The 12,351-nt window shown below is 59.5% G+C and carries 11 protein-coding genes; 8 read left to right on the top strand and 3 right to left on the bottom strand.

Annotated elements, in window-relative coordinates:
• Positions 1-151 precede the first annotated feature (151 nt).
• Positions 152-370, top strand: a complete 219-nt coding sequence (locus PSH66_RS06370; RefSeq protein WP_003172094.1) for a bacterioferritin-associated ferredoxin — start codon at positions 152-154, stop codon at positions 368-370.
• A 201-nt stretch (positions 371-571) separates the two neighbouring features.
• The gene (gene bfr / locus PSH66_RS06365) at positions 572-1,042 is read left to right on the top strand and encodes a bacterioferritin (protein WP_003172093.1); all 471 of its coding nucleotides are present in this window, start codon (positions 572-574) and stop codon (positions 1,040-1,042) included.
• Positions 1,043-1,122: 80 nt separating this feature from the next.
• Here the strand turns inward: bfr and grxD are convergent, their stop codons facing one another.
• Complete coding sequence (grxD, locus tag PSH66_RS06360) at positions 1,123-1,461, bottom strand: Grx4 family monothiol glutaredoxin (protein ID WP_003172092.1); 339 nt, start codon at positions 1,459-1,461, stop codon at positions 1,123-1,125.
• An 85-nt stretch (positions 1,462-1,546) separates the two neighbouring features.
• Positions 1,547-3,655: a molybdopterin oxidoreductase family protein gene (locus PSH66_RS06355; RefSeq protein WP_305428591.1), complete on the bottom strand. Its 2,109-nt coding sequence runs from the start codon at positions 3,653-3,655 to the stop codon at positions 1,547-1,549.
• 432 nt (positions 3,656-4,087) lie between these two features.
• On the opposite strand from PSH66_RS06355, the gene argF reads away from it, so the two are divergent.
• Positions 4,088-5,008 (top strand): ornithine carbamoyltransferase, encoded by a 921-nt coding sequence (gene argF / locus PSH66_RS06350; RefSeq protein WP_003172090.1) that lies wholly within the window; start codon positions 4,088-4,090, stop codon positions 5,006-5,008.
• Positions 5,005-6,114: an ABC transporter ATP-binding protein gene (locus PSH66_RS06345; protein ID WP_305428590.1), complete on the top strand. Its 1,110-nt coding sequence runs from the start codon at positions 5,005-5,007 to the stop codon at positions 6,112-6,114. The genes argF and PSH66_RS06345 overlap by 4 nt, the downstream gene beginning before the upstream one ends.
• A gap of 71 nt (positions 6,115-6,185) precedes the next feature.
• Here the strand turns inward: PSH66_RS06345 and ybaK are convergent, their stop codons facing one another.
• Entirely contained in the window at positions 6,186-6,656 is a 471-nt protein-coding gene (ybaK, locus tag PSH66_RS06340; RefSeq protein ID WP_305428589.1) for a Cys-tRNA(Pro) deacylase, read from the bottom strand.
• A 328-nt stretch (positions 6,657-6,984) separates the two neighbouring features.
• Between ybaK and PSH66_RS06335 the strand changes: the two genes are divergently transcribed.
• The 4 genes from PSH66_RS06335 (at position 6,985) to glpD (ending at position 12,037) form a co-directional block, all read left to right on the top strand.
• A complete protein-coding gene (locus PSH66_RS06335) occupies positions 6,985-7,839 on the top strand; it encodes an MIP/aquaporin family protein (RefSeq protein ID WP_003172087.1) in 855 nt (284 codons plus the stop codon).
• Positions 7,840-7,917: 78 nt separating this feature from the next.
• Positions 7,918-9,423 carry a glycerol kinase GlpK gene (glpK, locus tag PSH66_RS06330; RefSeq protein WP_003172086.1) on the top strand — a complete coding sequence of 502 codons (1,506 nt, stop codon included), beginning with the start codon at positions 7,918-7,920 and terminating at the stop codon, positions 9,421-9,423.
• A 95-nt stretch (positions 9,424-9,518) separates the two neighbouring features.
• Positions 9,519-10,274 (top strand): DeoR/GlpR family transcriptional regulator, encoded by a 756-nt coding sequence (locus PSH66_RS06325; RefSeq protein WP_003172085.1) that lies wholly within the window; start codon positions 9,519-9,521, stop codon positions 10,272-10,274.
• Positions 10,275-10,498: 224 nt separating this feature from the next.
• Complete coding sequence (glpD, locus tag PSH66_RS06320; protein WP_003172084.1) at positions 10,499-12,037, top strand: glycerol-3-phosphate dehydrogenase; 1,539 nt, start codon at positions 10,499-10,501, stop codon at positions 12,035-12,037.
• Positions 12,038-12,351 lie beyond the last annotated feature (314 nt).

The raw sequence follows: 12,351 nt of genomic DNA, 5'->3' as shown, positions 1-12,351 counted from the left end.
GCTTCGTGAAGACCGATCATCATACACGGAAAAAACCGTTCGTCAGCGCGTGGGCGAGGCCGGCAAATAACGACGAATCTACTTTGACAATCATTCTCGTTAACATTAAGATCCATCGCACTTAAGCCTTAACCCGCGACGGTTCTCCCTTATGTATGTGTGCCTGTGTACTGGCGTCACCGACGGACAAATCCGCGAAGCAATCTATGAAGGTTGCTGCAGCTACAAGGAAGTGCGCGAAACCACCGGCGTTGCCAGCCAGTGCGGAAAATGCGCATGCCTCGCCAAGCAAGTGGTACGGGAAACCCTGACGCAGCTGCAGACAGCACAGGCCTCCCTTCCCTACACAACAGAATTTACACATGCCTGAATAGGCATGTTTTAAAGAACCGGACTTCGTGTCCGGTTTTTTTATGCCTTTAATTCAATTAGTTAGCGCCAAGACGCGGAACACAAACATTCTTATTCCGATTAATTTTCATTTATTATTCAATAACTTAGGTTTGACACTGGAGTTTTCGCCGCTCAAACTCCGCCCTATACACAGCGATTACAGGGCAGGACCCCAGTCATGAAAGGCGACATCTCAGTCATCCAGCAACTCAACAAAATCCTTGCCAATGAACTGGTCGCGATCAATCAGTACTTCCTGCATGCGCGCATGTACGACGATTGGGGCCTGGAAAAGCTCGGCAAGCGTGAATACAAGGAATCGATCAAGGCCATGAAGGACGCGGATGCGCTGATCAAGCGCATCCTGTTCCTGGAAGGCCTGCCGAACGTACAGGACCTGGGCAAGCTGAACATCGGCGAGCACACCCAGGAAATGATCGGCAGCGATCTGGGCTTTGAACGCAAGAGCCATAGCGACCTCAAGGCCGCCATCGCTCACTGCGAAGCCCAGGGCGACTTCGGCAGCCGCGAGCTGCTGGAAGATATCCTGGAAGACCAGGAAGAGCACATCGACTGGCTGGAAACCCAGCTGGGCCTGATCGACAAGGTCAGCCTGGAAAACTACCTGCAGTCGCAGATGGGCGAATAACCCCTCGCCAACAAGTACAAAAAAGCCCCGCTCTCTTATGAGAAGCGGGGCTTTTTATTGCATGGCCTTTTACAAAAGCATCACGCTTCGGTCTTGGCTGCCGCTTTTTCCGCTGCTTCTTTGATCAGCGCCTGCAACGAACCATCAGCCGCCATTTCGGTGATGATGTCGCTGCCGCCAATCAGCTCACCGGCCACCCACAGTTGCGGGAAAGTCGGCCAGTTGGCGTACTTGGGCAGGTTGGCGCGGATTTCAGGGTTTTGCAGGATATCCACGTAAGCGAACTTCTCGCCGCACGCCATCACCGCTTGGGACGCCTTCGCGGAGAAACCGCACTGAGGCGCGTTAGGAGCGCCCTTCATGTAAAGCAGAATGGTGTTGTTGGCAATCTGCTCTTTGATCGTTTCGATGATATCCATGGAACACCTCTGCAGGAACTTTTGCGACTCACAGGTCGGCACGGTGGCGCATTGTAACGCAAAATTCCAGCACCGTGCTGGCGCCCTAAGCTGCAGCCACCTGCACCGGCACGCCGTTCAACGCGGCGTTGCCGGATAACTCATCCAATTGCCGTTCGTCGGTCAAGTCATTGGCGCTCGCCCCCGGCTGCCCGCTGGCAATCGCCATCTGCACACCCGGGCGGCTATGGCCCCAACCGTGGGGCAGGCTGACCACGCCGGGCATCATGTCCAAACTTGCCGATACTTCCACCTCGACCATGCCGATACGCGAGCTGACACGCACCCGCTGGCCATCGCTCAACTGGCGGCTGGCGAGGTCGTCGGGGTGCATCAGCAATTGATGCCGCGGCTTGCCTTTCACCAAGCGGTGATAGTTATGCATCCAGGAATTGTTGCTGCGCACGTGGCGCCGGCCAATCAGCAGCAACTCATCGGCCACCGGCACCGGCTGTGCCGCAAACCGCGCCAGGTCGGCCAGAATCACCGTCGGCGCCGCCTGCACCTTGCCATCTTGCGTTTTCAAACGCGCAGCGAGGTTGGGACGCAGTGGCCCCAGGTCCACGCCATGAGGATGATCAGCCAGCATGGCGACCGACAATTTGTGATCGGAGGCGTCACCGTAAGCCCCGGCCCGCAGCCCGAAGTCGATCATCTGCGCCGGCGGCAGGGTTGGCTTGAGCGCCACCCCGGTCTGCGTCGCGAAGGCGCGGGCCAGGCCGACGAAAATCTCCCAGTCATGCAGCGCGCCCTCGGGTTTGGGCAGGATTGCGCGATTGAAGCGCGTGACATTGCGCACCGCAAACATGTTGAAGGTGGTGTCGTAGTGATCGTTTTCCAGCGCCGAGGTGGACGGCAAAATCAGATCGGCATAACGCGTTGTTTCATTGATGTAGAGGTCGACACTGACCATGAACTCCAACCCATCCAGAGCCTGCTCCAACTGCCGACCGTTCGGCGTGGACAGCACCGGGTTGCCCGCCACCGTCACCAGCGCGCGGATCTGCCCTTCGCCTTCGGTGAGCATTTCTTCAGCCAGCGCCGACACCGGCAACTCGCCGCCGTACTCGGGGCGTCCGGACACACGGCTTTGCCAGCGATTGAAATGCCCGCCGCCGGTCGAAGCCACGAGGTCAACGGCCGGAGAGGTGCACAATGCACCGCCAACCCGATCCAGATTCCCGGTGACCAGGTTGATCAACTGCACCAGCCAATGGCACAAGGTGCCGAACGCCTGCGTCGAGACGCCCATGCGCCCGTAGCACACGGCCTTGTCCGCTGCGGCAAAGTCCCGCGCCAATTGGCGTATCTGCTCGGCCGGCACCGCGCACTGGCGGCTCATCTTCTCGGCGGTAAAGCCGGCGATCGCACGGCGTACAGCGTCCAGCCCGTCGACAGGCAAATGACTCTCACGCGTCAGGTTTTCGCTGAATAAGGTGTTGAGCAACCCGAACAACAGCGCCGCGTCGCCCCCTGGGCGCACAAAAAGATGCTGGTCGGCGACCGCTGCCGTTTCACTGCGCCGAGGATCAACCACCACCACCTTGCCGCCCCGCGCCTGGATGGCCTTGAGGCGCTTTTCCACATCCGGCACGGTCATGATGCTGCCGTTGGACGCCAGCGGGTTGCCGCCCAGGATCAGCATGAAGTCGGTGTGGTCGATGTCCGGAATCGGCAACAACAGGCCATGTCCATACATCAAATGACTGGTGAGGTGATGAGGCAACTGGTCCACGGAAGTCGCAGAAAACCGACTGCGCGTCTTGAGCAGGCCGAGGAAGTAGTTGCTGTGGGTCATCAGCCCGTAGTTGTGCACGCTGGGGTTGCCTTGATACACCGCCACTGCATTCTGCCCGTGTCGGGACTGAATGCCCGCCAGCCGCTCGGCCACCAGGGCAAACGCCTCGTCCCAGGGAATGGGCTGCCATTCACTGCCCACCCGCAGCATGGGCTGCTGCAGGCGGTCCGGGTCGTTCTGAATATCCTGCAGCGCTACCGCCTTTGGGCAGATGTGACCACGGCTGAACGTGTCCAGAGGGTCACCCTTGATCGAGGTGATCGCCAGACGGCCGTCTTCGTCCTGGGTGGTTTCCAGGGTCAGGCCACAGATGGCTTCGCACAGATGGCAGGCACGGTGGTGGAGAGTCTTGGTCATGGCCAGTCTCTTATAGGGGCTTTGATCTCACTATGGGCCGCGCCCCTGAAAGGCACCACCAACGTTCGTCGCGTGAATCGACCGGCATCAGGCCAGGCCATGGGCCAAGCGTGAGCAAATGTTACAGAACCCTGCGCACGGCCTTTGAAACCGACACAGCCTGGCGCAGGACCGCCGCCGCACATTGCAAAAGGTTGCAGCGCCAGTGTACAAATGGGCCGCTGCTGTCCGGAAATCGTCTGCAAAAGCGTTCTAGCGCCTGTCTGAAATCCCTTAAAAACCGTAGCCCTATTGGTAAGACGCGACATTTAATTATAAGATCGCGCCTTCCCCTATTTCGTCGCCCCGTGCGGCTTTCGCCGCAGGTCTCGCCCGTTGTCACAATAAACAAGGCTTTGAGTATCTGCGGTCTGTTGCAAAAGGTAGTTAATGATGAGCGCAAGGCACTTTCTCTCCCTGATGGATTGCACGCCCGAAGAGCTGGTCAGCGTGATCCGTCGAGGCATTGAGCTTAAAGACCTGCGTAACCGCGGCGTACTGTTCGAGCCTTTGAAAAACCGCGTACTCGGGATGATTTTCGAGAAGTCCTCGACACGCACGCGCCTGTCCTTTGAAGCCGGCATGATCCAGCTCGGCGGCCAGGCCATCTTCCTGTCGCCGCGGGACACCCAACTGGGCCGTGGTGAACCGATCAGCGATTGCGCCATCGTCATGTCGCGCATGCTTGACGCGGTGATGATCCGTACCTTCGCCCACAGCACCCTCACCGAATTTGCAGCCAACTCGCGTGTGCCGGTGATCAACGGCCTGTCCGATGACCTGCACCCATGCCAGTTGCTGGCCGACATGCAAACCTTCCTAGAACACCGTGGCTCCATCCAGGGCAAGACCGTGGCCTGGATCGGCGATGGCAACAATATGTGCAACAGCTATATAGAAGCGGCGATCCAGTTCGACTTCCACCTGCGCATCGCCTGCCCTGAAGGCTACGAGCCAAGCGCCGAATTCCTCGCCAAGGCCGATGGCCGCGTGCAGTTGCTTCGCGATCCAAAAGACGCCGTGGTCGGTGCGCACCTGGTGAGCACCGATGTGTGGACCTCCATGGGCCAGGAAGACGAAACAGCCAAGCGCCTGGCACTGTTCGCGCCCTACCAGGTGACCCGCGCCTTGCTCGATACAGCCGCGCCGGATGTGCTGTTCATGCACTGCCTGCCCGCCCACCGTGGCGAAGAAATCAGCCTCGACCTGCTCGACGACCCGCGTTCTGTTGCGTGGGACCAGGCCGAAAACCGCCTGCACGCGCAAAAGGCCCTGCTCGAGTTCCTCGTCGAACCGGCCTACCACCACGCATGAGCCATCCACTACTGCTGAACCTGCGCAATCTGGCATGCGGTTATCAAGATCAACGCGTGGTGCAAAACCTCAATCTGCATCTCAACGCGGGCGATATCGGTTGCCTGCTCGGGTCTTCAGGCTGTGGCAAGACCACCACCCTGCGCGCGATCGCCGGCTTCGAGCCGGTACACGAAGGCGAAATCAGCCTGGCGGGCGAAGTGATCTCCAGCGCCGGTTTCACCCTGGCTCCCGAGAAGCGTCGCATCGGCATGGTGTTCCAGGACTACGCGCTGTTTCCCCACCTCAGCGTGGCCGACAACATCGCGTTCGGCATCCGCAAGCATCCGCAAAAGGACCGCGTGGTCGCCGAGTTGCTGGAGCTGGTCAACCTGAAGAACCTGGGCAAGCGCTTCCCCCATGAACTCTCGGGCGGCCAGCAACAACGTGTCGCCCTCGCCCGCGCCCTGGCGCCGGAACCACAACTGCTGCTGCTCGATGAGCCGTTCTCCAACCTCGACGGTGAACTGCGGCGCAAGCTCAGCCATGAAGTGCGCGACATTCTCAAGGCGCGCGGCACCAGTGCGATCCTGGTCACCCACGATCAGGAAGAAGCGTTCGCGGTCAGCGATCAGGTGGGTGTCTTCAAGGAAGGCCGGCTGGAACAGTGGGACACGCCCTACAACCTCTATCACGAACCGCAGACGCCTTACGTCGCCAGTTTTATCGGGCAGGGCTACTTCATTCGTGGGCAGTTGAGCTCGCCCGAGTCGGTCAGCACCGAACTGGGCGACCTGCGCGGCAACCGCGCCTACACCTGGCCAATCGGCGGTGCCGTGGATGTGCTGCTGCGCCCGGATGACATCGTTTATGCGCCGGACAGTACCTTGAAAGCGCGGATCGTCGGCAAGACCTTCCTTGGCGCATCGGCCTTGTACCGCTTGCAGCTGGCGACAGGTGCGCAACTGGAATCGATCTTCCCCAGCCATGCCGACCACCAGGTGGGCGCCAATGTGGGGATCCGCGTGGCGGCGGAACACCTGGTGCTGTTCCAGGCGTCAGGCAGCGTTGCGGCACAAGTGCCTCGATCCGAGTCAGGCGTACGCCGCTACAGCCCGGCCAGTTGAGTATTTGAAGAATAATGTGGGAGCGGGCTTGCTCCCTCCCACATTGGATTTCACTCAGGTCGAAGTCGATTTCAAACCCGGCCAATCGGCGCGAATTGAGCCCGGGTATGTTCAGCCAGCACCTGCGCCGACAGCTCCACTTCCAACCCCCTTCTCCCCGCGCTCACAAAAATCGTCGCAAACGGCTCTGCCGTCACATCGATAAACGTGCGCAACCGCTTCTTCTGTCCCAACGGACTGATCCCGCCCAGCAGGTAACCGGTCGAACGTTGCGCCGCCGCAGGGTCTGCCATTTCGACTTTTTTTACGCCCGCCGCATGAGCCAGCGCTTTCAAATCCAGACTTCCGACGACCGGCACTACAGCCACCAACAATTCGCCCTTCTCACTGCTCGCCAGCAGCGTCTTGAACACCTGTGCAGGGTCGAGGCCCAATTTTTCCGCGGCCTCCAAGCCATAAGAGGCCGCCTTGGGGTCATGTTCGTAACTGTGGACACGATGTTCGGCGCGAACTTTCTTCAACAAATCCAATGCAGGTGTCATGAGGGCTCCCAGGCGTGGCAGACAGACCGCCAATTCTAGGCCAAGCCCACGTAAAACGCTCTAGTGCGGCGTTCTATCCCATTCCGCCGGTTGACGAAAAGCATGATCATTCATCAAACCAATAGTTTGAAAGTGACCGACAGTTCACTTTCGACCTTTGACAGCCGCCATTCTTGTCTATATTTTTTCGTTTCCGAATACTGTAGGAATATATCCACAGCATTCCAGCAGTAAGCCGTGGCGCGGATGGGGATCTTCGTCACGGTGAAAATCGCGCAACCGCCCATTGAGGCAGTGCGCCAGACAAGAACAACAACTGAGGTTTTCCATGACAACTGCTCTTCAACAGCCTTCACTTTCGAGCCAATGCATGGCCGAATTCCTGGGGACTGCGCTGCTGATCTTTTTCGGTACAGGATGCGTGGCTGCGCTCAAGGTCGCGGGTGCCAGCTTTGGCTTATGGGAAATCAGCATCATCTGGGGGGTGGGCGTCAGCATGGCGATCTACCTGAGCGCCGGCATTTCCGGGGCTCACCTCAACCCTGCCGTCAGTATCGCGCTGTGCCTCTTCGCCGATTTCGACAAACGCAAACTGCCCTTCTATATCCTCGCCCAGGTCGCCGGCGCCTTCTGCTCGGCGGCCCTGGTGTACACCCTCTACAGCAACCTGTTTTTCGATTACGAACAAACTCATCACATGGTTCGCGGCACCCAGGCCAGCCTGGAGTTGGCTTCGGTGTTCTCCACCTACCCTCACGCGTTGCTGAGCACCGCTCAGGCGTTCCTGGTGGAAATGATCATCACGGCGATCCTGATGGGCGTGATCATGGCCTTGACCGATGACAACAACGGCCTGCCACGCGGCCCATTGGCCCCACTGCTGATCGGTCTGTTGATCGCGGTGATTGGCAGCGCCATGGGCCCACTGACCGGCTTTGCGATGAACCCGGCGCGGGATTTCGGTCCCAAGCTGATGACCTTTTTCGCCGGTTGGGGTGAAATGGCCTTTACTGGTGGCCGCGATATTCCTTACTTCCTGGTACCGATTTTCGCACCGATCCTGGGCGCATGCCTCGGTGCTGCCGCCTATCGCGGGCTGATTGCCCGTCATCTGCCCAGCGCCGCACCGGCTATCGCTGAAACACCTGACACGGCTGTCAACGGTAATACCCGTATTTCCTGATCGCGCCAGCCTGGTCGCCCTGCCCCTTGAGGCCCAGGCTGATTTCTGACTTCCTTATTTTCGTGCAAGGCAATCGACATGACCGACCTTCAGAATAAGAACTACATCATCGCCCTCGACCAAGGCACCACCAGTTCCCGGGCGATCATCTTTGATCGTGACGCCAACGTGGTGTGCACCGCCCAGCGCGAGTTCGCCCAGCATTACCCGCAGGCAGGCTGGGTCGAGCACGATCCCATGGAAATCTTCGCCACCCAGAGCGCGGTGATGGTCGAAGCCCTGGCCCAGGCCGGCCTGCACCATGACCAGGTCGCCGCCATCGGCATCACCAACCAGCGTGAAACCACCGTGGTATGGGACAAGGTCACTGGCCGCCCGATCTACAACGCCATTGTCTGGCAGTGCCGCCGCAGCACCGAGATCTGCCAGCAGCTCAAGCGTGACGGCCATGAACAGTACATCAGCGACACCACCGGCCTGGTCACCGACCCGTACTTCTCCGGGACCAAGCTCAAGTGGATCCTCGACAACGTCGAAGGCAGCCGCGAGCGCGCGCGCAACGGCGAGCTGCTGTTCGGCACCGTCGACAGCTGGTTGATCTGGAAATTTACCGGCGGCAAGACCCACGTCACCGATTACACCAACGCCTCGCGCACCATGCTCTTCAACATCCACACCCTGGAGTGGGATACGAAGATGCTGGAGATCCTCGACATTCCGCGGGAAATGCTGCCGCAAGTGAAGTCCTCCTCGGAAATCTACGGCCGCACCAAAAGCGGCATTGCCATCGGCGGTATCGCCGGTGATCAGCAAGCGGCGCTGTTCGGCCAGATGTGCGTGGAAGCCGGCCAAGCCAAGAACACCTACGGCACCGGCTGCTTCCTGCTGATGAACACCGGTGACAAAGCGGTGAAATCCAAGCACGGCATGCTCACCACCATCGCCTGCGGCCCGCGCGGCGAAGTGGCCTATGCCCTGGAAGGCGCGGTGTTCAACGGCGGTTCCACCGTGCAGTGGTTGCGCGACGAGCTGAAGATCATCAACGACGCCCACGACACCGAGTACTTTGCCAGCAAGGTCAAGGACAGTAACGGTGTGTATCTGGTCCCGGCCTTCACCGGACTGGGCGCTCCGTACTGGGACCCCTACGCCCGTGGCGCACTGTTCGGCCTGACCCGTGGTGTACGCGTGGATCACATCATTCGCGCAGCCCTGGAGTCGATTGCCTACCAGACCCGCGACGTGCTCGACGCCATGCAACAGGATTCCGGCGAACGCCTCAAAGCCCTGCGCGTGGACGGTGGCGCGGTGGCCAACAACTTCCTGATGCAATTCCAGGCCGACATCCTTGGCACCCAGGTCGAGCGTCCGCAAATGCGCGAAACCACCGCACTCGGCGCCGCCTACCTGGCCGGCCTGGCCTGCGGCTTCTGGGGCAGCCTGGATGAACTGCGCGGCAAGGCGGTGATCGAGCGCGAATTCGAACCGCAACTGGATGAAGCCGCCAAAGAAAAACTCTACGCCGGCTGGCAGAAAGCAGTCAGCCGCACCCGCGACTGGGAGCCCCACGAAGGCGCTGAATAAGCCAAGCGCAAAACACGCTTAGGGTTGTAACTGGCAGGGAGTCGATTCGTACGTCATCATGGGCCACTTTTGTATGGCAGCCCAAAGGACGCCCCATGAATCTGCCTCCCCGCCAGCAACAAATCCTCGAGCTGGTCCGCGAACGCGGCTATGTCAGCATCGAGGAAATGGCGCAGCTGTTCGTTGTCACCCCGCAAACCATCCGCCGCGATATCAACCAACTGGCGGATGCCAATCTGCTGCGCCGCTACCATGGCGGCGCCGCCTATGACTCCAGTGTCGAAAACACCGCGTATGCCATGCGGGCCGACCAGATGCGCGACGAGAAACAGCGCATCGGCGAAGCCATTGCCGCGCAGATCCCCGATCACGCCTCGCTGTTCATCAATATCGGTACGACCACCGAGTCCATTGCGCGCGCGTTGCTGAATCACCACCACCTGAAAATCATCACCAACAACCTCAATGTCGCCAGCATGCTCAGTGCCAAGGATGACTTCGACGTGCTGCTCACCGGCGGTAATGTGCGGCGTGACGGTGGCGTGGTGGGCCAGGCCAGTGTCGACTTCATCAACCAGTTCAAGGTCGACTTTGCCCTGGTGGGCATCAGCGGCATCGACGAAGACGGCAGCCTGCTCGACTTCGACTATCAGGAAGTGCGGGTTTCCCAGGCCATTATCGCCAACGCGCGCAAGGTGATTCTGGCGGCGGACTCGAGCAAATTCGGGCGCAATGCCATGATTCGCCTGGGGCCGATCAGTCTGGTGGATTGCCTGGTGACTGATCAGGAGCCGGTGCCGGCGTTGGTGCAGTTGCTCAATGAGCATAAGGTTCGGCTGGAAGTCGTATAGCGTCTGCAATGACGCCATCGGGGGCAAGCCCCCGATGGCGATTTATCCAGCGCCTTTTTCTCAAGCCTTCCCCAGGCTCATGTTCACAATTCTTCCTTTTCCCGCCCTTCGATGAGTTTTTTCAATCGAATTCGAGTGGCTGTGTCTGCGTTTATCAGCTACCATTTTCGCAAATGAACATTAATGTTCGAATTCCAATACGAAAAAGATCGCGAGGCCAGCCGATGAACCCTTCTACCTTGCCTGCTCCACCGCTTGCCGAAGTCTATGACGTCGCCGTTATCGGCGGCGGGATCAATGGCGTCGGCATTGCAGCAGACGCAGCCGGGCGCGGTTTGTCGGTATTCCTTTGCGAAAAGGATGACCTGGCCAGCCACACATCCTCCGCCAGCAGCAAGCTGATCCACGGCGGCCTGCGCTACCTGGAACATTACGAATTCCGCCTGGTGCGCGAAGCCCTGGCCGAACGTGAAGTGTTACTGGCCAAGGCCCCGCACATCGTCAAACAGATGCGTTTTGTATTGCCGCACCGCCCGCACCTGCGTCCGGCGTGGATGATTCGCGCCGGCCTGTTCCTGTACGACCACTTGGGCAAGCGTGAAAAGCTCGCCGGGTCCAAAAGCCTCAAGTTCGGTGCCGACAGCCCGCTGAAAAGCGAAATCACCAAAGGCTTCGAATACTCCGATTGCTGGGTCGATGACGCCCGCCTGGTGGTACTCAATGCCATGGCGGCCCGCGAAAAAGGCGCGCACATCCACACGCAGACCCGCTGCATCAGCGCACACCGCAGCAATGGCCTGTGGGAAATGAACATGGAACGCACCGACGGCAGCCTGTTTTCGATCCGTGCCCGCGCGCTGGTAAACGCGGCGGGCCCGTGGGTCGCCAAGTTCATCAAGGACGACCTCAAGCTGGACTCGCCCTACGGCATCCGCCTGATCCAGGGCAGCCACCTGATCGTGCCGAAGCTGTACGAAGGCGCCCACGCGCACATTCTGCAAAACGAAGACCAGCGCATCGTGTTCACCATCCCGTACCTGAACCACCTGACCATCATCGGCACCACCGACCGAGAATACACCGGCGACCCGGCGAAAGTGGCAATTACCGAAGGTGAAACCGACTACATGCTCAACGTGGTCAATGCGCACTTCAAGAAGCAACTGAGCCGCGACGACATCGTCCACACCTATTCCGGCGTACGCCCACTGTGCAACGACGAGTCGGACAACCCCTCGGCGATCACCCGTGACTACACGCTGTCGCTGTCCGGAGGCACGGGCGAGGCGCCGATCCTGTCGGTGTTCGGTGGCAAGCTGACGACCTACCGCAAGCTCGCCGAGTCGGCGATGGCGCAACTGGCACCGTATTTCACCCAGATGCGCCCGAGCTGGACCGCCAAGGCCAGCCTGCCGGGCGGCGAAGACATGACCACGCCAGAGGCCCTGGCCGACGCCATTCGCAGCAAATTCGACTGGCTGCCGAGCGAAATCGCACGCCGCTGGTCCACCACCTACGGCAGCCGCACCTGGCGCCTGCTCGAAGGCGTGCAGTCGCTCGCCGACCTGGGCGATCACCTGGGTGGCGGCCTGTACACCCGCGAAGTCGACTACCTGTGCGCCGAAGAATGGGTCACTCAACCTCAAGATGTACTGTGGCGGCGTACCAAGCTGGGCCTGTTCACCACCGCGCAGGAACAGGACAACCTGCAACGCTACCTGTCCAAGGTTGAACAAAACCGCAGCAAGACCCAGGCGGCCTGACAGCCCCGTCCTGCAAAAGCCCCTGCGCCGTGAGGCCCAGGGGCTTTTTTATGCCCGGCTGAATATTCGGTTTTCCGAACGCGATGCCTCAACCTATTCGGTTTGCCGGACTATCAGGTTGATTATTTCTCGTCATATAAAGTTAATTATCATATAAATCATACGTTTAATCTTTTATCACTGGCCTGGCACGACTCATGCTCTACACTCTTCGACGATTGCCTGAGGACGCCTCAGGAGCCGTCATGGCATTCGCTGTACAAGAGAGCCGCTCAGCCGGCTTCATAAAAAAAACAAATGTCGAGGAAGTATTG

The sequence above is a fragment of the Pseudomonas sp. FP597 genome (assembly GCF_030687435.1).
In the GTDB taxonomy this organism is placed as follows: domain Bacteria; phylum Pseudomonadota; class Gammaproteobacteria; order Pseudomonadales; family Pseudomonadaceae; genus Aquipseudomonas; species Aquipseudomonas lactucae.
This window is presented reverse-complemented; position numbering and strand designations above follow the sequence as displayed.

Bases quoted from the DNA above. Each gene is read 5' to 3' on its own strand.
- PSH66_RS06370 (WP_003172094.1), top strand. From the start codon at position 152: ATGTATGTGTGCCTGTGTACTGGCGTCACCGACGGACAAATCCGCGAA.
- bfr (WP_003172093.1), top strand. From the start codon at position 572: ATGAAAGGCGACATCTCAGTCATCCAGCAACTCAACAAAATCCTTGCC.
- grxD (WP_003172092.1), bottom strand. From the start codon at position 1,461: ATGGATATCATCGAAACGATCAAAGAGCAGATTGCCAACAACACCATT.
- PSH66_RS06355 (WP_305428591.1), bottom strand. From the start codon at position 3,655: ATGACCAAGACTCTCCACCACCGTGCCTGCCATCTGTGCGAAGCCATC.
- argF (WP_003172090.1), top strand. From the start codon at position 4,088: ATGAGCGCAAGGCACTTTCTCTCCCTGATGGATTGCACGCCCGAAGAG.
- PSH66_RS06345 (WP_305428590.1), top strand. From the start codon at position 5,005: ATGAGCCATCCACTACTGCTGAACCTGCGCAATCTGGCATGCGGTTAT.
- ybaK (WP_305428589.1), bottom strand. From the start codon at position 6,656: ATGACACCTGCATTGGATTTGTTGAAGAAAGTTCGCGCCGAACATCGT.
- PSH66_RS06335 (WP_003172087.1), top strand. From the start codon at position 6,985: ATGACAACTGCTCTTCAACAGCCTTCACTTTCGAGCCAATGCATGGCC.
- glpK (WP_003172086.1), top strand. From the start codon at position 7,918: ATGACCGACCTTCAGAATAAGAACTACATCATCGCCCTCGACCAAGGC.
- PSH66_RS06325 (WP_003172085.1), top strand. From the start codon at position 9,519: ATGAATCTGCCTCCCCGCCAGCAACAAATCCTCGAGCTGGTCCGCGAA.
- glpD (WP_003172084.1), top strand. From the start codon at position 10,499: ATGAACCCTTCTACCTTGCCTGCTCCACCGCTTGCCGAAGTCTATGAC.